We start from the raw sequence: 23,299 nt of genomic DNA on the forward strand, positions 1-23,299 counted from the left end.
AATTGCATAAAAATACGAGACTGTTCCGGGAGGACAGCCATGAAGAAATTCATCAATGCGGTGGACACGGTGCTGACCGAGAGCCTCGACGGCTTCGTCGCCGCCCATTCGGATATCCTTGTGCTGGGTGATGAGCACAAGTTCGTCCGCCGGAGGGCGCTGAAGCCGGGCAAGGTGGCGCTGATCTCGGGCGGCGGCTCGGGCCACGAGCCGCTGCATGGCGGGCTGGTCGGCCACGGCATGCTGGACGCGGCCTGCCCCGGACAGGTGTTCACCTCGCCGACGCCCGACCAGATGCTGGCGGCGGCCGGGGCGGTCGACACCGGCGCAGGCTGCCTGTTCATCGTCAAGAACTATGAAGGCGACGTGATGAACTTCGACATGGCGGCCGAAATGTCGGAAGGCGTGCTGCAGGTAGTGACCAATGACGACGTCGCGGTCGAGAACTCGTCCTACACCACCGGCCGGCGCGGCGTCGCCGGCACGCTGGTGGTGGAAAAGATCGTCGGCGCGGCGGCCGAGCAAGGCATGGCGCTGAAGGAGCTCAAGGCGCTCGGCGAGCGCGTCAACGGCGCGACGCGCTCGATGGGCGTGGCGCTGACCAGTTGCACCGTGCCGGCGGCGGGCAAGCCGACCTTCGAGATCGGCGACGGCGAGATGGAATTCGGTGTCGGCATCCATGGCGAGCCCGGCCGGCGGCGCGACGCCCTGAAGAGCGCCGACGCCATCGCCGAGGAAATCTGCGCGGCGATAACAGGCGATCTCAGCGGCCGCGCCAGAGGGCCGGCGCTGCTGTTCGTCAACGGCTTCGGCGGCACGCCGTCGATGGAGCTCTATTTGATGTACAACAGCGCCCGCAGGATCTTCGAGACAAGCGGTGTGAGCGTTGCCCGCTCGCTGGTCGGGTCTTATGCCACGTCGCTCGACATGGCCGGCTGCTCGATCACGCTGACCATGCTCGACGACGAGATGACGACCCTGTGGGACGCGCCGGTGCATACGGCGGCGCTGCGCTGGGGGATGTAGCCTCGAGGGATACCTCTTCGCCAAGTCAAATCAGGCGTGAGGTTCGTTGCCGTCGCACTGGTTTCCATGGTGCTTTTCTGCAACCATATTGGCGACACAAGTCCTCCATCGCGCAACACCGAACGGGTTGATGCTGCCACCACTTGCGCCTGCCGACGAAAAACTGCTGCTGAACTACGCCGATCCGGAGGCGCGCATGGCCGTGGTTCCGGCGGCGGGAACCCTGCTGGCCCTGCTCGACAATGCCGAATTCCACGGCGTTCTGCCGATCATGCTGCGCAAGCTTCGGGAAGCAGGCGATGCGCATCTGCCGCAAGATCCGGCCCTGCAAGCGAGATTGACCGAACTGCGCGAGGCATCGACGCTGGTCACCGGCCAGTCCATGCTGCTGCAATATCATGGCGAGCGCATCATGAAGGCGCTGGCGGCGAAGGACATCCCAGCGCGGATCGTCAAGGGTCCGGTCTTCGCGCGCAAGCTCTACAAACATGTCTCGGATCGGCCGTTCACCGACATCGACATCCTGGTCGAGCCGGCCAGCATCAACGACGCCAATCAGGTGATCGCGGCCTCCGGCTTCGAGCTCCACAGCGGCGAAGCCCAGTCACACGATTTGCAGGAGTTCAAATGGCTGGAAAAGGAGAATTCGAGCCTGCTGATCGAACTGCACGGCAATCTGGTGCATGATTCCGGCATGCGGCGGCGGCTGTCGCTGGGTTTTCGCGAATTGCAGGCCATCGACGGCGCCGGGACCGACACGCCGGCGGCGCTGCTGACCATCGCCATCGTGCATGCCGCCGGCGGACACAAGTTCCACCGGCTGCAGCTTTGCGTCGACGTGCTGCAGGGCGTGCGGGCTTTGCCATCACCGGAAGCGGAAGCACAGTTGCTGGAGGCCGCGCGCATGACCGGCATCGAACTCGAACTGGCGACGGTGCTCGACGTGACCGGCCGGCTTTTCGACGAGGCGCGCGCGCTCGACCTGGCCGACCGGATCAAGCCTGATCTCGGCATCCGGCTGGCCAGGCGGCTGATCACCCGCGAGACCCTGCTCGGCGTCAATTCCAGGGACAAGATGCGCTCGCGGCTTCGTCGCGACGCATTCCGCTGGATCCAGCGGCTGGCGAGGCCGAGGCCGTATCGTGCCTGATCACGCAGCAGCCCCGGACAAGCCGATCTCGGCCGTGTTCATCATCGAAATCACGCCGATCACCGCCCCGATGCTCGCCGGCTGGCTGGAGAAGGGCCACCGCATCGCCGCGATCGTCGTGCCTGGACCGCGGCCCGGCAAACAGTCGAGCTTCGGCACATGGCGGCGACGCTGGAGGCGCAGGCTTGTGCTTAGGCAGCATCTCGTTCGCGCCGAAGTGCCGCTGATCGAATTCGGCCGCCCGCATGACTGGGCGGCACTGTGCCAACGCCTCGCCGGTTTCAACGCGGACGTCCTCATCACTTTCGGGTTTCCTACCCTTATTCCGAAGACCGTGCTGAAGCTGTTCGCGAAGGGCGGGCTGAACCTGCATCCGGCGCTGCTGCCCAACTACAAGGGCCCGCATCCGATCGCGCGGCTCGTCCTCGATGGGCAAGATGAGACGCATGGCGGGGTCAGTCTGCACAAGATGACGTCCGGCTTCGACGAGGGCGACATCCTGGCCCAGATCGCGTTTTCTCCCGGAGATTGGCAGTCGACGGCGACACTGTCGCGGGCGCTGGCCAGCGGAATGAAAATGCTGGTGGCGGAAGCCGCGCCCGATCACAGCGCCGGCGTGCTCGAAGGCATGCCGCAGCCGGAGGGCACCTTCACCTGGGCGCAAGTCGGCCGCACGCCGGTAGTGGTCGGCAGTCAATGGTCGAGCGCCCATGTCGCCAAGATCTGGCGCGTCGTCGGGCGCGCCGTCGCCCTCTATGTGCCGATAGACGGCAAGCTCGCCCGGCTGGCGCACCCGATCCGCCGGCTCGGACCGGCGACAGGCGAACCGCCGGCGAGGCGGTGGGGCATGATCGAATTCGATTGCGCCGACGGCCGCGTCGCGCATCTTGCCTATAGCGGCTTCGCGCGGCAGCTGACGCGCTGGCAACGCGCGTTCGGCCGGGTCCGGCTCGGCCAGCGGTTCTTTGAAATACGCCGCTTTGGGGAGCGGACCGAAGGATCGCGCTGATTCAGGCCGCGGACAGGGTGGACTGGATCAATCGCGCCGCATCGGCCGGCCGCGCGCCAACCTCCAGGGTGAAGGTCGGCACTGTGGTGACCAGCCTGGCGATCGTCGCCAGCCGGTTTTTCTGCACCTGCAGCAGGCCGGTCATGCCGGTCCTGACATTGTCGGCGGCCAGCGCGACCATGGCGTCGGTCCTGGCCATGGGATGAAGCCTGCTCTCGCCATCGGCGGAGCGGGCAAGATGCAGCAGCGCCGAGACCGGCCTGGCGACAATGCTTTCGACGCGCAATATCTCGCCGAGGCGCTCGAGCGACACGGCCTGTTCGCCATTGCGGTCCCAGGAGGGGCCGAGGCAGGGCAAGACGAGCGGGACAAGTTCGGCCGTCTTGCGGTGGATCTTCACATGGCGAGGCAGGCCCCAGGCAACGGCCTTGTCCGGCGCCACGTCGAGGATCATGGAGTCGTCGGCGCAGAGGCCAAAGCCTTGCGAGGCCAGCGCCAGCGATGTCGTGGTCTTGCCGGTGCCGCTCGGCGCGTGGATGAGGACCACGGCATCGCTGCCCGGCAGCGTCAGGCCGGCGGTGTGCAGCATATACTGCCCACTGGCGTCGAGCGCGGCATCCAGCACCAGCATCCACGCCGTCCAGGTGACCCTGACGCCCGGGCCGGTGCGGATTTCGGCCCGGCGCTGGCCGGCATGGATGGAAATCGTCTGCCGGCCGGGAAAGACCAGGTGGACGATGTCGCCGCCATCGATCATCCGGCAATGGCCGTCCTCGGGCACTTCGCCGTCGAAAGCAAGCGTTCCCTCAGGCGTCTCGGGCAGCGTCGGTGTCTCGACGATGTCGATGCGAAAGCCGGCATCGACGGGTTCGGTGGCGCTCAGGCCCGAGAGCATCCGGTCGAGATCGCGCCAGAGCTCGGCGCGTTCGGCCGATATGCCGACGACCTGACCGTTGAGGGCGTAGCTGACGGAAGCGGTCAAGCGGCGCGCGCCTTTCCGGGCTCGGCATGATGGCGGTAGATTTCGACCATACCGGGAAGGCTGTCGCTGACCACCGGCCGGCCCTCGAGGCAGACCCAGCAATGCGCCGACAGGCGCGGCGCATGCAGCGATTGCGGATCGACGCCGAAGCGCAGGTCCGGATCGAAGCCGGCGAGACGCAGGAAGCGATGGGCAAGCAGGCCCTCCCTCAGGCATCTGCGGTCGCGCATCAGCCAGGGATGCCTGACCGCGCGGTTGACGCTGGCGACGATGTAGGCGGACGGCAGGCCGCGATAGGGAGTCGGCGATGTCAGCGGCGCCCATTTCAGCACCGCTTCGAAGTCGCGCTTGCCGACGAGGGCCGGCATCAGCCGCGCGCTGGCCCACAGATGGGCGCGAAACAACGCCCGCAGCAGCGGCCCGTCAGCCATCATGCACCGGGGTCGGCGAGGATGCCTTCCGCCACCAGTTCCGCGGCAAGCGCCGCCATGTCCTGGTCGAGCATATCCTTGTCGACCTCGAACTCGTCGGAAAGCAGATCGACGATCTGGTCGAGGCTGCGCGCGCCGTCGACCTTGTCGAGAAAGGCTTCGGTGGTGCCGTTGCAAGTATAGAGCTGGCCGCTGCGCGCCAGAAGCACGACGGCGCCATCGCCGACATGCTGCACCGAGGCGTCGTCGGCCAGCCGCAGAACCATCTCAGATGCGATTTCGACCATGGGCCATCTCCAGTCCATGCAAAAATGCTGGAGAGCCATTAGCGCGGCTAGGCGGTGCTGTCCATTGCTCTGACGGCCTGCCCGCGACGGGCTGCGGCCCGGTTGGCGAGGAAAATCACGCGCGTGAGGGTTGCGGCGCAGCGGTCACGGCGGACAGCTTTTCGCGCTTGCTCCACACCGCCCTTTGGTAGACCTCTTCATGGCGACCCCGGATACGACCGACGGCCGCAACTGACAATGAACGCCATTGCCCGGCAAGCTGGCAAAAACCGGGGGTGTTGCCTTCTTTCCCCTAAGTAAGCTATGGAATCGCCGGGGTTTGGGGAAAGGGTGACGAGTATGCGTTACAATTGGGATCGGGCTCCGACGGCGTTCGAACGCCATCGGAAAGCACTTGCGGCAGCGATACTGATCGCCGGCGGCGTCGGGTTGATGCTCGCGGCCTTGCCGCTTTAAGCCGGCAAACAGTGCCGATAGTGAGGAACGGTGCCGTGGCACCGTCGCCAGGGTTTGCCTGCCCCGGCCGGGCCGGCGCTGTTCAGCGTCTGGCCTGCTACCGCGATGAAGCCGCCGGTCGCGACCTTCGAAGCCCTGGCTGAAGCGGAGCACGCATCCCCTATGCCCAATACACGGCCGAGCGGCCCGATCGCGCAGCCAGCGAGCCGCTTTCGGCGGCGATCATATCTTTCACCAACCCACGTTCTGCGGTTGGGGCTACCTCTCCGCGACGGGGCCGCTTGAGCCAGTCGCATCATTGGCGTTGCCATTTCTTCCCTCATCTCTTTTGGCCTGGAAGAATTTGCGCTGCGCACGAGCCATTCTATTGTTAAAGCTTGCCAAGAGAGCCCCTGCGGGCAATACGCAGATTATCCCAGCCACTACGTTTTTTTGGAAGAATAGATATATGACCGTAGCGCCTATACAACCAACAACAATTATACCTATAACCGTGACAAATGCATCTTGCCACATACGATCTACTGGAAGGAATTGCTCCATCCATGGCATTGCCAATGGGTTCTTATCCCAAAACTGATCAATTCGAATGGGGTCCTGTGGCATTACTCTTTGCGATCCGCAGGCCGCGATTGACCCAAGGCCACCATGCGCCCCGATGAAAGGATAGACCAATCACAACATCGAGCACGGGTTTGTCCAGTATATGATCGCCCTTTCTGCATGCCATGGGCCTGGATATCTGCCGCCAAGGCGAGATCGGCCATCGACGAAATTCGGGGAAGACATGGCCGGCCGGAAGGGCATAGGCTATTTGGGGGTGGCAAATTTTCCGGGGAGGAAGCTGGATGGCGTCACGCTACCACGAGGTCTATGAGAGCTGGAGCCGCGACCCCGTAAGGTTCTGGGCCGAGGCGGCCAAGGAGATCGACTGGTATTCACCGGCCGAACGCGTCTTCGACGCCGACGCCGGCGTCTATGGCCGCTGGTTCACCGGCGCGACCTGTAACACCTGCTTCAACGCCATCGACCGCCATGTCGCCGGCGGCCGCGCCGACCAGGTGGCGCTGATCCATGACAGCGCGATCACCGGCACGATCCGGAAATACACCTATGCCGAACTCAAGCGCGAGGTGGTCGCGCTTGCCTCGGTGCTGAAGAACCGGGGCATCGGCAAGGGCGACCGCGTCATCATCTACATGCCGATGGTGGCGGAGGCGGCCATCGCCATGCTCGCCTGCTCGCGCATCGGCGCCGTGCATTCGGTGGTCTTCGGCGGGTTTGCCTCGCATGAGCTTGCCACCCGCATCGACGACGCCAAGCCGAAGCTGATCATCTCGGCATCCTGCGGGCTCGAGCCCGGCCGTGTCGTGCCCTACAAGCCGCTGCTCGACAAAGCGATCGAGATGTCCAGGCATAAGCCCGATGCGTGCCTGATCCTGCAGCGCGAGCAGCTGCGCTGCGAGCTGAAGGACCACTACGACATCGACTATGCCGACGCGGTTGCGCGCGAGCGGGCCGCCGGCGCCAATGTCGACTGCGTTCCGGTGCTGGCCACCGACCCGCTCTACATCATCTACACATCGGGCACGACCGGCCAGCCGAAGGGCATCGTGCGCGACAATGGCGGCCACATGGTCGCCTTGAAATGGACGATGGAGAACGAGTTCGGCGTCAAGCCGGGCGAGGTGTTCTGGGCGGCCTCCGATGTCGGCTGGGTGGTCGGCCACTCCTACATCGTCTACGGCCCGCTGCTGCATGGCGCGACCAGCATACTTTTCGAAGGCAAGCCGATCGGCACGCCGGACGCCGGCACCTACTGGCGAGTGATATCGCAGCATGGCGTGGTGGCGCTGTTCACCGCGCCGACGGCGTTCCGCGCCATCAAGGGGCAGGACCCGCGCGGCGAGTTCGTGCCGAAATACGATTTGTCGAAATTCCGCACGCTGTTCCTCGCTGGCGAGCGCGCCGATCCGGAAACCATCAAATGGGCCGAGCAGAAGCTCGCCGTGCCGGTCATCGACCACTGGTGGCAGACCGAGACGGGGTCGCCGATGACCATCAATCCGGCCGGTCTGGGGCTCTTGCCGGTCAAATACGGTTCGCCCGGGGTACCGATGCCGGGCTACGACATCCGCGTGCTCGACGATGCCGGCCACGAAGTGGCGCGCGGCACGCTGGGCAATGTCGTGGTCAAGCTGCCGCTGCCGGCCGGCTGCCTGCCGACGCTGTGGAACGCCGACGGCCGTTTCCGTCAGGCCTATCTCGAGGAGTTCCCCGGCTTCTACAAGACGGCCGACGCCGGCATGCTCGACGAGGACGGCTACCTCTATGTCATGGCCCGCACCGACGACATCATCAACGTCGCCGGCCACCGACTGTCGACCGGCGCGATGGAGGAAGTGCTTGCCGCGCATCCCGACGTCGCCGAATGCGCCGTCATCGGCATCGCCGACGCCATGAAAGGCCAGGTGCCGCTCGGCTTCGTCGTGCTCAACGCCGGCGTTTCGCGCGATACCGCCCTCATTGAAAGCGAGGTGGTGGGACTGGTGCGCGAGCGCATAGGCCCGGTCGCCGCCTTCAAGACGGTGGTGACGATCAAGCGCCTGCCCAAGACCCGCTCCGGCAAGATCCTGCGCGGCACCATGCAGAAGATCGCCGACAAGGAGGAATGGACGATGCCGGCGACCATCGACGACCCCGTCATCCTCGACGAGATCAGCGCGGCGCTGAAGGGGCGCGGCATCGGGGTTTAGCCGGCCTGCATCATCGCCTGCAACTGCGGGGGACCAGGCCAGGCGCAAAGGGCGATTGCCGGCCGATGACAGCGAGGCTCAAGACGGCTTAACTGCCGGTTCCCCATGCCTGAATTAACGAACGAGTAATGTTCGCGCCGGTATGGAAATTCCGGCCGAGCATGATATCGAGGCTTCATGCGTGCCGTGTGACATGCTCCCTGAAACTGGGATAGACCCCTAGCGAGCATCGAGCCTCAATCCGTGAGCCTGTTCCAGCGATCGAGACGACCCCGGACCGCGCCGCGCGACCGCCTGGAAATGGATATGCAGGACACGGTCGTCTATGCAATCGGCGACGTGCACGGCTGCTACAACGAATTGCGGTCGCTGGAGCAGAAGATCCTGCTCGATGCGCTGCCCTTTCGCGGCCGCAAGATCATCATCATGCTCGGCGACTATGTCGACCGCGGCCCGAACTCGAAGCGCGTGCTCGATCATCTCGTCGCGCCGGCGCCGAAAGGTTTCCTGCGCGTCTGCCTGGCGGGAAACCACGAGGTCGCGATGCTCGGCTATCTCGACGGCCATCTGTCGCGCGAGCTGTGGCTGGCGATCGGCGGGTTGGAGACCCTCTATTCCTACGGAGTCGACCCGGCGCGGCTCTCTGACCTCTACGGCTCAAGCGACGAGGTCGACCGGCGCATCCGCGAAGCCATTCCCGCCAGCCATGTCTCCTTCATGCGCACACTGCCGGTGATGGTCTGCTCGCGGAAATTCGTCTTCGTCCACGCCGGCATCAGGCCCGGCATCGACCTCGTTGACCAGGACGAGGACGACCTGCTCAACATCCGCACGGAGTTCTTCGAGCAGGCTCACCTCCTCGACCGCTGGGTGGTGCATGGCCACACGATCGTCGAGGCGCCGAAGTTCGAAGGGCACCGGCTCGGCATCGATACCGGCGCCTTCCGGAGCGGCCGGCTGACCGCGGTCAGGATCGTCGGCAAGCACGGCAAGCTGCTGTCTTCGGCGAGTTAAGGAAGAGCACAGCGTCGCCGCTCTCAGATCGGCGCAAGCTCGGCCTCGGCGGCGGCGCCATAGGACAGCAAGTCGCCCTGCCATTTGCTGCGCTTGAGGAACTGTTCCCAGGTCAGCGCATTCGGATCGATCTTCCGACTCCAGGTCAGATCGCGCCCGGGAGCGTAGTAGCCATATTCGACGGCATATTCGACCATGCCCACCAATTCGCGCACCAGATGCTCGTTGCCGGCGAAACCCGGAAAATGGCGCAACAAGTCTTCGCGCGAGTATGCAGAGGCGTAGCGCGCGCGCTTGCCGGTGACGCGCACAAACGTGTCCACCATTTGCTGCGCCGAGATAAACTCGCCGATCACGGGCAGCGCCTCCCCGGCGTATCGCGCGGGGTGATCGAAGATCTCGCGCACCGCTGGACCGGCCGCAGTGAGCGGGTCGCAGAACGGCACGGGGACGTCCGGAGGCAAGTATATGGCGAAATCTATGCCGTCCTCCACACCTTGCGGCACGTAGTATTCCAGGAAGTTGGTGTAATAAAACGCCAAGTATACAAACGAGCTGCGAATGGGTAAGCTGCGGATGTAATCCTCTACCTTTGCCTTGTCCGTGAAATGCGGTGCCCACTTGGTGCCGCCGGTGATCGCTTCGACATTTTCGAGCCCGCTGAAAACCGCGTGTTCGACACCAGCGGCCACTGCCGCGTCGGCCAACTCCTTTCCGAGGTCGAGTTCGGGTTCCGCCGGCGGCACCTTGACGATCGGCGGCGTCATCAAGAACGCCCCGGCCGAACCTTTCAGCGCTTCGGTCAGTTCGGCCTGCCGGCCGAGTTCCAGGGGCGCCACCACGACCTCGGCCCCCTTCTTCGCCAAGGCTTGCGCTGGTTGGCTGTCGAGACGGCGAGTCAGGGCGCGCACGCGGTAGCGTCCACTGTCGAGCAGGGACTTGGCGACGCTGCGACCCTGCTTGCTCGAGGCCCCGACAACTGTGATTAGAGGTTTGGAGGTATCGATCTGGCTCATGCTGATTATATCCCGGCTTGAGGGCGAAATTGCTTCGGCCCCGGACAAACGACCACGCCTGGCCGCCGAAAAGCGTGCCGCGACGTTTGGCTCAGCAAGAGTCTCGGACGATTCTACGTATTTTTGAAATCGCATAAGTGATCGGCTACTATCCATTCCATGGATACCAAACGCCTTGATCTCAATCTGTTGGTTACGCTGGAGACGCTGCTGATCGAGCGCAACGTCACGAAGGCGGCTGCCCGACTGCATCTGAGCCAGCCAGCGGTAAGCGCCCAGTTGAACCGCCTCAGACAAGAGTTCGACGACCAACTGCTGATTCCCGCCCAGCGAGGGATGACGCCGACGGCCAAAGCAATGGAACTGCTCGACCCGTTGCGCCAAACCCTTGATCAAGTTCGCGCCACGGTCAGCTCGCATCGGAACTTCAATCCGGCGAAGGCCAGGCTGATCTTCGCGATTGCCTGTACGGACTATCTGCAAGCTGCGATCGTCAGGCCGCTTGTCGTGGAGCTCAGGACGCTAGCACCGGGCGTTCGCGTTGCGATACGCAATCTGGACCTGCCGCAATTGGAAGCGCAGATGGCGCGCGGTGATGTGGATTTGGCACTGATGACGCCGCAGGAGGCCCCGCAAGGTCTTCGCGCTCGACATCTATTCGATGAGCGCTACGTGCTTATCGGCCGCAAGAAGCATCCGCGGCTGCGGGAAGGAATCACGGTCGCTGAATTTGCCGAGTTGGAGCACGTGGTCGTGTCCCTGGAAGGCGGCGGCTTCGCGACACCGGTAGACAGTGCTTTGGCCGCTCTCGGACACAAGCGTAATGTCGTGCTCTCCGCGGCTTCGTTCCTGTTCGTCCCCGAGATCGTGTCTCGCTCGGACTTCGTCGCGCTGGTCCCGGAACGGCTGGTGCGTGATTCCACGGACAAGCTTGACGTGATGGACTGTCCGTTTCCCGTTGAAGGCTTTGCGGTGGGAATGGTGTGGCATGAGCGCAGCCATGGACACAGCGGCCAGCGCTGGATCCGTGAGACCGTAGTCTCGCTTGTCGCGCATGAATCCGCGTCTCGGGCGCGCCACGGTTCCAACTAGACCGGTTCGGCGTTCATTGAAACGCCGAACCGCTCTGTCTCTTTGGCGCGATTTTTCGGACGGAAAACCGTCCACGCCTTTTCAGGAATTGCGTCACGCAGCCTGTTTGGTGCGCGCGTCCGACTTCTCCAGATAGTAGGTCGAATAGCGGTCGAAGAATTTCTCGGAGCCACCGAGCGATCCGTATTTCGCCAGCCGCTTCAGATCGACCTTGTTGAGCACGGCGCCAATGATCTTGTTGGCGACGTAGGGCTCCGATTCCAGCATCGAGCGCACCATGGCGCGCGGCGTGCGGCCCCATTCGGTGACCAGCACGAATCCGTCGACGAGCGGCGCGAAGGCCTTGGCGTCAACCACGGGACCCAGCGGCGGCAGGTCGACGACGATGTATTCGAACGTCTCCTTGGCGTTGTCGATGAAGCGGCGCATGCCGGCCGAGGAGAGCAGCTCGCTGGTGTGCGAGAACTGGCCGCGCAGCACCGCCGGGATGATCGCCAGCTTGGTCTGCCGGTCGACCTTGCCGACCGACTGCCAGGTCTGGCCGCTGACCACCGCTTCCATCAGCCCTTGCTCGGTTTCCATGCCAAGGCTGCGGCTGAGCCCGGGATTGCGCAGATCGCCATCGATCAGCAGCGTCCTGGCGCCGTTGGCGGCCAGCAGCCCCGCCAGGTTCGCCGCCACCGTCGACTTGCCCTCGCCGGGCAGAAGCGAGATCACGCCGATGACACGGCTGCCCTGGCCTTCCATCACCACGTCGAAGGCGATCTTGGCGTTGCGCAGCGTTTCGGCGAACATCGATGCCGGCGCATCGATGCTGACCCGCATGCGCGCCCGTTTCTCCGCCGCCGACAGGCTGGCGACCTTGGGATCGGTTTCGGCGTCGTCGGGCTTGTTGTCCTTGCCCGACCTGCCGCCGCCGATCGTCGGCAGGTAGCCGAGGAATTTGAGGCCGACGCGGTCGCGGATGTCGTCGCCGGTCCTGAAGAAGCGCTCGTTGAACTCGTTCAGGCCGCCAAATCCGGCGCCAGCCAGCACGCCAAGCACGAGGAAGAGCGCCAGCACCTTGGACGTGCGCGGGCTGGCGGCAGAGAGCGGCATCGTCGCATCGGAAATGATGCGCACCTTGCCGACCGGGAAGGACTGCTGCTGCGAGGCCTCCTCATAGCGGCCGAGGAACGTCTGGTAGAGCGTGGTGAGCGCCGTCGCCTGCTGGGTCAGATCGCGCAGCTTGACCTGCGACTGGTTGTCGATGGAGCTCTTGCCGGCCGCGTCGGCGATCTTCTGCCTGAGCGCCGTCTCACGTGTCTGAGCCACCTCATACTCGTTGCGGTAATTTTCGGTAAGCTGCTTCAACTCGCCGAAGATCTGCGCCGACACATCGGCCTTCTCCTTGGCAAGCGCCACCGCCTGGGGATGGTCCGCGCCATAGTTGGCCGAAACGTCCTGCAGCCGCTTGGCGATGGCGAGATAGCGGGTCTTGAGCGTCGTGATGACCGAGCTGCTCGGCTGATCGCTCGCGATGGCGGAATCGTTGAAGGCGTTGTCGGAGCCGCTGTCGACGATCGCCTTGTATTGCTGATAGCGGGCGCTGGCGCGAGCCGTGTCGGCCTGCGCGACGATGAGCTGGGCATTCAGGTCGGCGAGCTGCTTGTCGCTCATCAGCTGCCCGTCGCTGTTGGCGGACAGTCCGTGCTCGGCCCGGAACATCTCGACCGCCATCGACGCCTTCTGCGAGCTTTCGCGAAGCTCCGTCAAGCGGCCCTGCAGCCAGACCGCCGCGCGTTCGGTGGCGTCGAAGCTGGCGTTGAGCTGGTCGGCCAGATAGGCCTCGGAATAGGCCTTGGTGATCGCCGTCGCCAGCGCCGGATTCGGCGACTGGTAGGCGATGGCGATGACGTAGCTGCGGCCATTGCGCTGCGCCAGCACCTCGTTCTGCAGCTTCAGCACGGCGTAGTCGTGGCTCGCTTCCTTGATCATGGCGTCGCGCGTGGCGGCGTCGACATTCTCGATGCCGGGGAGCTGGTCGGCGGAGCTGCTGCGGAAATAGCCGATCACGCCGCGCACGAAACCGATGCCCTTGGCCAGAGCCGATTGCGGCGGGTTCATGAAGTCCTGGTTCTGGTCGAGCTTCAGCTTGTCGACCACCACCGAAGCCAGGCGCGCCGAGTTGATGATCTCGATCTGGCTGAGCAGGGCGGCGTCCGTCTGCATGGTGACGGAAGCGGCGGAGATGTCGTCGACGACCTTGTTCAATCCCTCGTCGATCAGGACGCTGGCGACCGACATGTACTGCTTGGGCGTGGTCTGCAGATAGAGCACGCCGAGGAACAGGCCGATGACGGCGCACACCGCCACCACCTTGACCTGCCGCGCGGCCATGCCGAGCAGGCGTTCGATGTCGATGAAGTCCTCACCTTTTTCCGCGTCCGCGCTGGGCAATGGCATCCTCTTGTCGAGGGGAAAATTGGCATAGTTCATCGTCGGTCCAATTCCAGGTTGCAGGCTCTATCGGCCTTCGAAGATTGGCGTCGTCACCAGAAAAGACCACGCAACATTCATGCCAGAAAGCGCTTGGCCGGGTCGGCCAAGCGCGGCGGCGTTTGTCGCGCCATCATCGATACGCATATGCACCCAAAAGATGGGCATTATGCGGCTTCTTCCCGGCGCTCATGCGTCCGGACGAATTGCTGCAGCATCTCGAAGACCGGTCCTTTCATGTCGTCGCGCGCCAGCGCAAAGGCGATGGTGGCCTCGATGAAGCCTTCCTTGGAGCCGCAGTCGAACATGCGGCCATTGAAGGGCTGGGCATAGAAGGACTGGCTCTGCGCCAGCCGCACCATGGCGTCGGTGAGCTGGATCTCGTTGCCGGCGCCGCGCTGCTGGTTGCCGAGCAGGGCGAAGATCTCCGGCTGCAGGACGTAGCGGCCGTTGATGTAGAAGTTCGACGGCGCATTGGCGGGCGCCGGCTTCTCGACCATGGCGGTCACCTCGAAGCCGCTGCCGATCTCGGCGCCGCGGCCGACGATGCCGTATTTGCTGGTCTCGCTCGGCTCGCAACGCTCGACGGCGATGACGTTGCCGCCGGTGCGCTGATAGAGGTCGACGGTCTCGGCAAGGCAGCCGCGGCCGCCGAAGGAGACCATGTCGGGCAGGAGCAGGGCGAACGGCTCGTCGCCGATCACCTCGCGCGCGCACCACACCGCATGACCAAGGCCCTGCGGCGACTGCTGGCGGATGAATGAGGTGGCGCCGGCGACGGGCAGCAGGCTTTCCAGCGACTGCAGCTGCGCCTTCTTGCCGGTCTGCTCGAGGGTCCCGATCAATTCAGGATGCAGGTCGAAATAGTCCTCGATGACCGCCTTGTTGCGGCCGGTCACGAAGACGATGTGCTCGATGCCTGCCTCGAAGGCTTCGTCCACCGCATATTGGACGACCGGCTTGTCGACCACGGGCAGCATTTCCTTCGGCATCGACTTGGTCGCCGGCAGGAACCGCGTTCCAAGCCCCGCCACCGGTATGACTGCCTTCCTGACTTTCTTCATCGCATAGTCCTTTTGAGAAGATCGATTTCAATATGCCGCAGGCTCCGAACCCACTCTCCGTCAGCCCGCACTCTCACCTCCCCGCCCCACGGCAAACTGTGCCGCAACCCTTCGCAGCCGGACGGCGATCGGCATGCTCATATGCCTGACCGCCGCCGGATCACTGAGCGCCGTCCATATCGCCTTGAGCGGCGACCGCGCCTTGATGTGCTGGACCAATGACAGGAACGAGGCCGCCCTGCGCAGGCTGCGGCCGCGCCTCAGGAACGCGGCCTGCGCCTTGCCTTCCATGGAATTGGAATAAGTGCTCGCGAAAGCGGCATCCGCCCCAAGCATCGCCTGGACATGATGCAGCTCCAGCACGCGGGAGATCGATCCGGTACGGATGTGGTAGACGTAGCCGGTCGTCGGCTCGACCACACATTTGCCGCCCCTGGCGAGCGCGCTGGCGAGCAGGATGTAATCCTCGCCGATGATCAGCTTCTCGTCGTAGCGAAGGCCGTTCTCCTCGAGGAAATCGCGCTGGAAAATTGGCTTGAGATAGCCGAGATTGAAGCGCGACTCGAAGACGATGTTGCCGGCGATGTAGTCGGCGAGCGAGATTTCGGCCAGGCCCTCGAGATAGTCGGCCGGGAACATCGTGTCCTCAGCCACGCCGTCCTCGCGCACGACCTGGAGATTGTCGACTGCGATCACCGCGCCGGCCTTCTCGGCCCGCGCGATCATCGTGCATATCCGGCCGGGATAGACGGCATCGTCGGAATCGAGCACCGCCACCCACCGGCCGCGCGCGGCCTCGAGGCCGGCGTTCCTGGCGCCACCGGGGCCGCGATTGCGCTGAAGCGCGACGACGCGCACGATGTCCTCGGGGTAGGAGCGCGCCACGTCGAGCGTCCGGTCGCGCGAGCAGTCGTCGACGACGATGACCTCCACGGAAACGTCGCGCTGGGCCATGGCGCTGGCGATCGCCCGGTCGAGCGTTGCCTCGGCATTGTAGGCGGCGATGACGAAGCTGACGTCAGGCTGCATGCTTGCCCCCTTGCTGCGGCGAGGACAGGCCGTACTGGCGGATCTCGCGCACGCCGACGAGGCCGCTGACGACGCCGACATGCATGATGCCGCGCAGCACGCTGCGGTTCCTGCGCACCGGGCTGATCGCGGTCAGCGCCGCCATGGCGAAGCAATAGGCGGCCTTGGCCGAAGCGAGGCCGACTTGCGCGACGCGCCTGATGCCGCTCGCGCCGTGCCCGATGAGGTGTCCGTGCGTCTGCCCGAAGCGGAAGCGGCGGCGGCGCAGCCAGTCGAAGGCCGCCCTGGCATGCGGCACGACTTCCTCGACCAGCGCATCCGGCGCAAAGGCGATGCGGCCGCCGTCCCTGACCATGGTGTCGAAGAACTCGGTGTCCTCGCCGCCGGTCTGGCCACGCGCCAGGCTGAAGCGGCGGCCGCGCAGGCTCGCTTCGCTGGTTCTCAAGAGGACATTGCAGGTATAGCCGGTGCGGATCTCGCCGCGCACCCAGACCGGCAAGGTCGAGTGGAAATCGCCCTTGCGCATCCAGGCCGGCGCATCCGATCCGTAGCGCGCCCGCACCGGTCCGAGCACGGCGGTGGCGCCGCTCGCCTCGGCAGTCGCCACGAGCTCGGCCAGCCAGCGCACCGAAGCGGTCTCGTCGTCGTCGATGAAGGCGACAAGATCCGACACGCTGGCGTCGAGGCAGGCGTTGCGGGCGATCGAGATGTTGCGCGCCGGCGCGTGGCGGTAGCGGATCGGCAGCTTTAGTTCCTGCGCAAGCGCCTTCACCAGCGGCTGGGCGCTCGGCTGGTCGTCATTGTCGGCGACGACCACGCCGATCTCGAAGCCGGCGGGCCTGTCCATGGCGGCGATGGAGCGCAGCGTGTCGGCAAGCTCGGGCCGCCGGAACGTGCAGACGCAGATATCGATGGAGCGGGTGTTGCCGGCCATCACGCCACCCCGCGCTGCGATCGTCGCCCGAGGAGCTGCAGCCAGAAGCCGACGGACCAGCCGAAATGCATGACCATCGCCGACACGCCGACAAGCGTAAGTCCTGGGTTACGCTGCCGGATGGCGGTCGCGAGGCCGTAGCCGAGGCAGACCGCCGCCCACACCATGAACGGCACCGCCGCCAGCCAGTGGACGAAGGAGAAGGCGGCAAGCAGGACGACCGGGAACACCAGCAGCGGGATCATCTGCCGGAGCTTCGGCACCATGCGGTGCTTGAGCACGTTCCTGGCGCGGCCGCGGCCGTAGCCGAGATACTGGAAATAGAGGCTCTTCAGCGACGAGCGCGGATAATAGATCATATGCGTCCTGCCGCTCATCCAGATGCGGTGACCGGCCTGGCGCAGCCGGTAGTCGAGCTCGGCATCCTCATTGTGGCTGAAGGTCTCGTCATAGCCGCCGACCGCAGAGAAGGCCGCTATGCGCATCAACGCGTGGTGGCCGTGATCGACCCATTCTCCGGCCGACTGATGCCGGTGCTTGGAGCCGCCGGTGCCGAGCTTGGAATTCTGTGCCGCCGCCACCGCCTTCTGGACCGCGCCGGTGCCGCTGGTCAGCATGGAGACGACGACCGAATCGGCGCCGGTGGCCGAAGCCTCCTCAACCAGCCGGTCGCAATAATCGTCAGGGTAGCCGCCATGCGCATCGATGCGGATGAGGTAGCGCGCGCCATCGCCATGGCTGGCGACCGCGAGATTGATCGCGGCACTCTGGATGCGCTTCGGATTGTGCATGAGCACGACCCGCGCATCGTGCCGGGTGATCCCCTCGACGATGCCAAGCGTGCCGTCGGCGCTGCCGCCGTCGGCAACGACGATCAGGGCGCCGAGCCTTTGCGCGGCGGGTCGCAACTGCTCGAGCAGCGCTCCGATATGGGCGGCCTCGTTCAGGCACGGAATCACGATCAGACTCGATGCTGGCACTGCGTTAGACGTCATGCGGTTCTTTCCATCCTATGCCAGCGCTTCGGCCGCAAAGGGCCCGGGCGCCGCCACAAGGCCGCGCAGCTTGTCGACGAAGGCGCGGCAGTCGCTGCGGTCGTAGCTCCAGGTCCTCGGATTGCGGGCCAGCACGCGGGTCTTGAGCTTGCCGAAGCGTTCCTGCTCCATCCGTCCGAGCGCCGTTTCGAGCCCTTCGGGCGTGGCCTCGGACAAGAGGACGCCGATGTCCTGCTGATTGAGGAAACGGCCGGTTTCGGTGTGGCCCATCGAGATGGGCACGGCGCCGAAGCGGCAGCCCTCGTAAAGGCGGTTGGGCAGCAGCCATTCGGAGTTCTGCCCGGCTTCGAAGAAGTCGATGGCCCAGGAAAAATGCACGTCGCCATAGATCGCCGCCATGTCCTCCGGGTTGCGGTAGGGTCCGCGAAAGGAGAGCCAGGGCTCGGCCTCGACGAAAGCGTGGAAATCGGGAAATTCGGAGAGCGCCGGACGGCCGCGCAAGACGACCTCGAAACGTCCTTCGAGACGGCGGGTGAACTCGGCCAACAGCTCCAGCGAGCGGCGGCAGCGCAGGGCGCCGAACCAGCCGATGCGCCAAGGGGGTGCGGCGGGATTCTGCGCCTTCAATCGTTCATCAACGGCCACTGACGCGGTGTCGAAATATTTGTTCTCGACCAGTTCGACGGGCGCGGCGACCTGACCGAACGGCTTGAAATAATTGGCGATGAAGGCCGGAGAGGAGGTCACGAGGAGCTTAACGTCGCGGGCGAGATAACGTTCCGCGCCGCGCAGCGCCTTGCCGACCAGATCGTCGCGCAGCACCAGGCGATGGATGTCGAGGCATTCGTAGACGAGCGGAACCCTGGCGCCGAGCGCGGCCTTGGCGCGGCGGGCAAGCGCCAGCATTTCGAGGTTGCGCGCAATGATGAGGTCGGGCCTCGGCATCGCCGCCAGCTTCGCGCCGATCCCGAACGCCGCCTTGGCGACCGCCGCCAGACGCTGGCCGAATCGGCCATCGCGCGTCGCGCCGAGATCGATCGGGCGCAATCCTTCGATGTCGGCAACCGGGCTGGTGGTGCGGCGGAAACCCGCCAGCGTCACCTTGGCGCCGCCTGCCCTGAGCATTGTGATCCGCCGGCGGACCGCCGGGTCGGATACGTCATGCACAAGGTACAAGACATGCAGCATGAAACTCGACCGCTGTTGGCCCACCCACGGCGAAGTTAGTACAGCTCTTGCTGCATCGCAACATTTTTGGTGCAGTGTAGCAAGAAGGCGAGCATTTTTGTTGCGCTGCAAAAAACATCCGTTAATCTTGGCTGTGCTCGAGCGCCAGCCAACCGTTGGCCCTATGCCGCGCTTGGACGGCTACACGGATGCCGACCAGATCCAGCTGCCTGACCGTAGAACCAACTCACGAATGGGGTGATACGATGAACATCGTCGTTGAAAACACAGTCTGCCTGAATACCGGGGATGCAGCAATTCTGCTGGCGATCCGCCATATCCTCAAGGCAGTTGTCGGCGACGAACCGCGGTTCTTCGTCTTCGACAGCCAGCCTGAAGTCGCCGCAAAACTCTACCCCAAGAAGGACTACCCGGACTTGGAATTTCACAAGCTGCTGTCGGAAACCATGTTCCGTTACAGCTACGGCAGCGGGCTGAAACACCGGCTAAAGCCGCATTATAACCGGCTCGTTCTTGGGGTTTTGCAGCGTTTCGGCACCGAAAGCTTCATTAGCCGCATCTTGTTCGGCGAAAGCGCCCGCCGCAGCCTCGAGATCTATCGGAACGCCGATCTCGTGGTCACGACAGGCGGCACCTATCTGGTCGAGAATTACAATCTCGAAAGGCGCCTGAACCAATTCCGTGTCGATGCGATCCTCGGTAAGGATCCGGTTTTCTTCACGCAATCCCTCGGTCCGTTCAACAAAAGTTACAATCGACAGGAACTGGGCCCGATCTTCGACCGGAGCCCGCTCATCCTGCTTCGCGACGAGCGCTCCAGAAACCACATACTGGACATGGTGAAGGAGCCCGGTAAGTGCCACGTCGTGGCCGATGCCGTCTTTGCGCTCGCCGACACGGACAGGATCGGGAAACGGCTGGCTTCCGCCCAACCGCCGGTGGAAACGGGCCGCGTCGCCATCTCCGTCCGCCACTGGAACTATGTCAATGACGGTGAAGGCGGCATGCGCCGCTATCTCGATTCGGTGCGCGAAATCGCAACCATCCTCGTCAGGGATCACGGCAAGGAAGTGACCTTCGTCTCCACCTGCCAGGGCGTGCCGGAATACGCGCATGACGATTCCAAGACGGCGCGCGCAATCGTAGCCGAGCTTGATCCGGAGATCGCCAAGCATGTCAGCGTGGACGCTTCGTTCCACACCCCGGACCAGTTGATGGCGCTGGTGAAAGGCTTCGACTTCGTCGTCGCGACGCGCATGCACATGATGATCATGTCGCTTTGCGTCGGCACGCCGGTGCTGCCGATCGCCTATGAATTCAAGACCAAGGAAGTCGCCAAGCGCGTCGGTGTCGCAGACCTGTTGCTCGACATCGACACGGTGACGCCGCAGGAGGCAGCCGAAAAGCTCGGCAGGTTTGCCGCCAACCTCGACCAGTATCGCCGTACCAGCCTGCAGGCCGTGCTTGAAGAGCATGCTTCGGCAATGTCGGCCACAGGCTTGCTGAAGCCACTTGTTCCAGGTGCTTCAGCGGATGTTGCGCGCGATGTTGGGAAGGGTGGCGGAAAGCATCCTGCGCGATTGGGGAAAGATCAGCATCAGGACGAGGGCAAACCCGTAGTTGAGGCATAGCGCCAGGGCCACGGCGAGAAGGTCTGATTGGCCCGCGAGCGACGCCGGCAGCCCGAGATAGGCCAGCCAGGCGAGCAGGGACGAGACGATGAAGAGCCCCTGCATGATCAGGAAGTCGCCGGCAGTCACCGGGCCGACACGGTGGACCAGCACGGCAAGCACCGGAACGCGCAGCACGTAGCCGCTAATCGCGTAGGCGGCCGCGACGCCGACAGCGCCCCAATGCAGGCCGACGATGAAGGCGGCGACCGTCGTCAGCGACGAGTAGATGCCCCACTGAAACATGGTCTTGGTCTTGCCCTGGCAGATGAATATCCACCCCGTGGTGCTTGAGACGGACTGCGTCAGGCTGGCGATGCCGAGCCAGGCAAAAATAGGCGCCACGGCGGTCCAGCGCGGCCCGAAAAGGAGCGCGACCACCTGATCCGAGGTCAGCGTCAGCGCCGCGATACCAGGCATGGTTACGGCCGCCAGCATCCAGTTGGTTCGCACGTAAAGGTCGCGAAACCGTGCCTTGTCGTCGTGAATTCGGCTGAGCAGAGGCACCATCACGCGCGTCAGCGGCTGGGTGATGTTCTGCAATGGGAACAACAGCAGCTTGTAAGCGCGGTCGTAATAGCCGAGCTCGATTGCACCGGAATATTTTCCGATGAGGATGTTGTCGAGATTGCGCGAGAAAAAGTTGACGAGGTTGAAGCCGGTCAGATTGGCGCCGAACGACAATATATCGCCGTCGACTTTCAGGTCCGGCCGCGACGGCGTCCAACGGACCACCAGCCATGCTGCCGCCAGCGCAACGACTGCCGCGACAGCCGGCCCCAACACCAGCGACCAGTAGCCCATTCCCGCCCAGGCCGCGATCGCGGCGGCGAGAAGTCCGGCAGCGGCGGTTACGACATCGTTGAGCGCCAGCTGGCCGAATTGCAGGTGGCGGTTCATCAGCGCCAGCGGCACCGCGGCAATACTGCCAAGCAGCAGCGGCAGAGCAGAGGCAAGGGTGATGCCGAGCATGCGCTGATCGCCGTAGAAGGCGGCAATGGCCGGCGCGAGGGCTGCAACCACCACGGAGCTGCCCAATCCGACAAGCGCGCTGACCCAGAAAACCTGATTGAGCTGTCGGTCGCTGATGTCCTTGCGCTGGACCAGCGCCTGCTGCAGGCCAAGGTTTTGCAGCAACCCGACGAAGGCGACGATCGGTCCGACGGACGCCACCAGGCCGAAATCCTCGGGCACAAGAAGTCGGGCGAGGATGATGACCGAGATGAACTGGATCACCATCTTGAAGCCTTGCGAGCCGGCCGTGACCAGCCCGCCTCGCAGGGCGACGCGGCCGAACTGAGGAGGCGGGTTGGCATTCATACGGGTGATCTCATCTTACAAAGCTGCGTTGCCATCTGCGCGAACCGCTCGTTGAGCATGTCCGCATTGAAATCCGCCTCGATCTTCTTTCGCGCAGCGAGCGCGATCGGCTCACACAGCTTTGGGTTCTCGGCGATCCAGGTGAGTTTGCCGGTCAGCGCCGCGACGTCCCGCTCGGGCGCGAGAAAACCTGTCTTCTGGTCCTCGATCAGCTCGGGAATGCCCGAATGATAAGTGCTGACCACGGTCAAGCCGGCGGCCATGGCCTCCATCAGGGCAACCGGTATGCCCTCGAGATCGCCATCGCGCGCGCCGACGCTCGGCAGAACAAACACATGGGCATCGCGCAGGCGCTGCTTGACCTCGGCATGCGGGCGTGGGCCGAGGAAAGTCACCCTGTCGGCGATGCCGAGATCGGCGGCAAGCCGCTTCAGCTCTTCCAGCAGTTCGCCGCCGCCGATCACCGAATAGCTCCAGTCGCGGCGCGGCAGGGCGGCAAGCGCACGAAGCGCATACTCGATGCCCTTCTTCTCGGTCAGACGGCAAACAGAGATGAATGACAGCGTGTCCCGCTCCCAGGACCGCCACCGGTACTCTATCTCGCCAGGCCGCACGCCCATATGGTGCACCACGACCTTCGCTGGCGGTGCCCCGACATCGATCAGGGCGTTGCTGAAAAAGGCATTCACCGGCAGTTGGAGAACGCCTTCTTCGAAGACGGTCTTGTAGCGTGCAAGCGTATTGTCATGCATCGGCCCGCCGACATCATTGCCATGGAATATCGTCACCAGCGGTGCGGAAATCCTGCCCCGCTTGATGACGCGGGCGACGCGCAGGCCGTTGGTGCCGAAATGCGCAACGATGACGTCGGCCTTCCGCAATTTGTGCGCGTTGACGAGATCGAGGGCGGTCGAGAGCTTGTCCCACAGCCTGCCTGACCATTTCCTGAGGAGTGGCCGATGGCGGCCGAGGCTACCCCACCAGCACACGACCTTGCCGGGCAGCGCCTGCCAGCGCCGATCGTCGATATTGTGTTCCTTGCCGAAGGTCGTCTCGTTGCAGACGACGCCGACTTCCATGCCGTGTTCAAGGCATCCGGCTATCTGGTCGAGGACGAAAGTCTCGGACAATGAAGGAAACTTGTCCACCACGAAGCAAATCTTCATCGGCAGGATGCGCTCGCGCGGATATCGACCAGGCGCCCCGTTCCGCACGACCACGCGGGACGTGCGCAAACCTTGCGGGATGGCTGTGGGAAATCATCTTCGACCGCGCCGGGAGCCGGTGTGCTCTCAATGACAGCCGGGCCGGAAACGTCGTGCCCGAGGCACAAGACATGCAGCATGAAACTTGACCGCTGTTAGGCCCACCCGCGGGGGACGTTAGTACAGGTCTTGCTGCA

The 23,299-nt window shown here is 64.2% G+C and carries 19 protein-coding genes; 7 read left to right on the top strand and 12 right to left on the bottom strand.

Annotated elements, in window-relative coordinates:
• Positions 1-39 precede the first annotated feature (39 nt).
• From dhaK to EN846_RS02010, 3 genes are all read left to right on the top strand, one after another.
• Positions 40-1,026 (top strand): dihydroxyacetone kinase subunit DhaK, encoded by a 987-nt coding sequence (dhaK, locus tag EN846_RS02000; RefSeq protein ID WP_127284759.1) that lies wholly within the window; start codon positions 40-42, stop codon positions 1,024-1,026.
• A 130-nt stretch (positions 1,027-1,156) separates the two neighbouring features.
• The gene (locus EN846_RS02005) at positions 1,157-2,176 is read left to right on the top strand and encodes a nucleotidyltransferase family protein (RefSeq protein ID WP_128272506.1); all 1,020 of its coding nucleotides are present in this window, start codon (positions 1,157-1,159) and stop codon (positions 2,174-2,176) included.
• The gene (locus EN846_RS02010; RefSeq protein WP_127391429.1) at positions 2,169-3,185 is read left to right on the top strand and encodes a formyltransferase family protein; all 1,017 of its coding nucleotides are present in this window, start codon (positions 2,169-2,171) and stop codon (positions 3,183-3,185) included. Before EN846_RS02005 ends, EN846_RS02010 begins: the two co-directional genes overlap by 8 nt.
• 1 nt (position 3,186) lies before the next feature.
• Here the strand turns inward: EN846_RS02010 and EN846_RS02015 are convergent, their stop codons facing one another.
• Genes EN846_RS02015 through EN846_RS02025 form a run of 3 tightly spaced genes read right to left on the bottom strand, consistent with a single transcriptional unit; the run spans position 3,187 to position 4,885 of the window.
• Entirely contained in the window at positions 3,187-4,167 is a 981-nt protein-coding gene (locus EN846_RS02015) for a serine kinase (RefSeq protein WP_127391428.1), read from the bottom strand.
• Positions 4,164-4,598, bottom strand: a complete 435-nt coding sequence (locus EN846_RS02020; protein WP_127284769.1) for a lasso peptide biosynthesis B2 protein — start codon at positions 4,596-4,598, stop codon at positions 4,164-4,166. The genes EN846_RS02015 and EN846_RS02020 overlap by 4 nt, the downstream gene beginning before the upstream one ends.
• Complete coding sequence (locus tag EN846_RS02025; RefSeq protein ID WP_127309337.1) at positions 4,598-4,885, bottom strand: PqqD family protein; 288 nt, start codon at positions 4,883-4,885, stop codon at positions 4,598-4,600. The genes EN846_RS02020 and EN846_RS02025 overlap by 1 nt, the downstream gene beginning before the upstream one ends.
• A gap of 1,304 nt (positions 4,886-6,189) precedes the next feature.
• Between EN846_RS02025 and EN846_RS02030 the strand changes: the two genes are divergently transcribed.
• Both EN846_RS02030 and EN846_RS02035 read left to right on the top strand, forming a co-directional pair.
• A complete protein-coding gene (locus EN846_RS02030) occupies positions 6,190-8,097 on the top strand; it encodes a propionyl-CoA synthetase (RefSeq protein WP_127391427.1) in 1,908 nt (635 codons plus the stop codon).
• Positions 8,098-8,403: 306 nt separating this feature from the next.
• Positions 8,404-9,111, top strand: a complete 708-nt coding sequence (locus EN846_RS02035) for a metallophosphoesterase family protein (RefSeq protein ID WP_245493416.1) — start codon at positions 8,404-8,406, stop codon at positions 9,109-9,111.
• Between the two features lie 23 nt (positions 9,112-9,134).
• Here the strand turns inward: EN846_RS02035 and EN846_RS02040 are convergent, their stop codons facing one another.
• Positions 9,135-10,127 carry an NmrA/HSCARG family protein gene (locus EN846_RS02040; protein WP_127391425.1) on the bottom strand — a complete coding sequence of 331 codons (993 nt, stop codon included), beginning with the start codon at positions 10,125-10,127 and terminating at the stop codon, positions 9,135-9,137.
• 159 nt (positions 10,128-10,286) lie between these two features.
• Between EN846_RS02040 and EN846_RS02045 the strand changes: the two genes are divergently transcribed.
• A complete protein-coding gene (locus EN846_RS02045) occupies positions 10,287-11,219 on the top strand; it encodes a LysR family transcriptional regulator (protein ID WP_127391424.1) in 933 nt (310 codons plus the stop codon).
• 93 nt (positions 11,220-11,312) lie between these two features.
• Here the strand turns inward: EN846_RS02045 and EN846_RS02050 are convergent, their stop codons facing one another.
• The 6 genes from EN846_RS02050 to EN846_RS02075 all read right to left on the bottom strand — a co-directional run bounded on the left by EN846_RS02050 (position 11,313) and on the right by EN846_RS02075 (position 18,907).
• Entirely contained in the window at positions 11,313-13,697 is a 2,385-nt protein-coding gene (locus EN846_RS02050) for a polysaccharide biosynthesis tyrosine autokinase (protein WP_127284768.1), read from the bottom strand.
• 167 nt (positions 13,698-13,864) lie between these two features.
• On the bottom strand, positions 13,865-14,761 hold the full coding sequence (gene galU, locus EN846_RS02055) for a UTP--glucose-1-phosphate uridylyltransferase GalU (RefSeq protein WP_127391423.1): 897 nt from the start codon (positions 14,759-14,761) through the stop codon (positions 13,865-13,867).
• A gap of 60 nt (positions 14,762-14,821) precedes the next feature.
• Positions 14,822-15,790 (bottom strand): glycosyltransferase family 2 protein, encoded by a 969-nt coding sequence (locus EN846_RS02060; RefSeq protein WP_127391422.1) that lies wholly within the window; start codon positions 15,788-15,790, stop codon positions 14,822-14,824.
• Positions 15,780-16,724 carry a glycosyltransferase family 2 protein gene (locus tag EN846_RS02065; protein WP_127391421.1) on the bottom strand — a complete coding sequence of 315 codons (945 nt, stop codon included), beginning with the start codon at positions 16,722-16,724 and terminating at the stop codon, positions 15,780-15,782. Before EN846_RS02065 ends, EN846_RS02060 begins: the two co-directional genes overlap by 11 nt.
• Positions 16,724-17,719, bottom strand: a complete 996-nt coding sequence (locus EN846_RS02070) for a glycosyltransferase family 2 protein (RefSeq protein ID WP_127391420.1) — start codon at positions 17,717-17,719, stop codon at positions 16,724-16,726. The genes EN846_RS02065 and EN846_RS02070 overlap by 1 nt, the downstream gene beginning before the upstream one ends.
• A 15-nt stretch (positions 17,720-17,734) precedes the next feature.
• Entirely contained in the window at positions 17,735-18,907 is a 1,173-nt protein-coding gene (locus tag EN846_RS02075) for a glycosyltransferase (protein ID WP_127309332.1), read from the bottom strand.
• Positions 18,908-19,152: 245 nt separating this feature from the next.
• Between EN846_RS02075 and EN846_RS02080 the strand changes: the two genes are divergently transcribed.
• Entirely contained in the window at positions 19,153-20,538 is a 1,386-nt protein-coding gene (locus EN846_RS02080; RefSeq protein ID WP_127391419.1) for a polysaccharide pyruvyl transferase family protein, read from the top strand.
• On the opposite strand, the gene EN846_RS02085 is transcribed toward EN846_RS02080, so the two are convergent.
• Positions 20,434-21,897 (bottom strand): lipopolysaccharide biosynthesis protein, encoded by a 1,464-nt coding sequence (locus EN846_RS02085; protein WP_127391418.1) that lies wholly within the window; start codon positions 21,895-21,897, stop codon positions 20,434-20,436. The two genes, EN846_RS02080 and EN846_RS02085, sit on opposite strands and share 105 nt — an antisense overlap.
• Entirely contained in the window at positions 21,894-23,027 is a 1,134-nt protein-coding gene (locus EN846_RS02090; RefSeq protein WP_245493370.1) for a glycosyltransferase, read from the bottom strand. The genes EN846_RS02085 and EN846_RS02090 overlap by 4 nt, the downstream gene beginning before the upstream one ends.
• Positions 23,028-23,299 lie beyond the last annotated feature (272 nt).

This window comes from Mesorhizobium sp. M4B.F.Ca.ET.203.01.1.1 (genome assembly GCF_004791025.1).
GTDB classification, from domain to species: Bacteria; Pseudomonadota; Alphaproteobacteria; order Rhizobiales; family Rhizobiaceae; genus Mesorhizobium; species Mesorhizobium abyssinicae.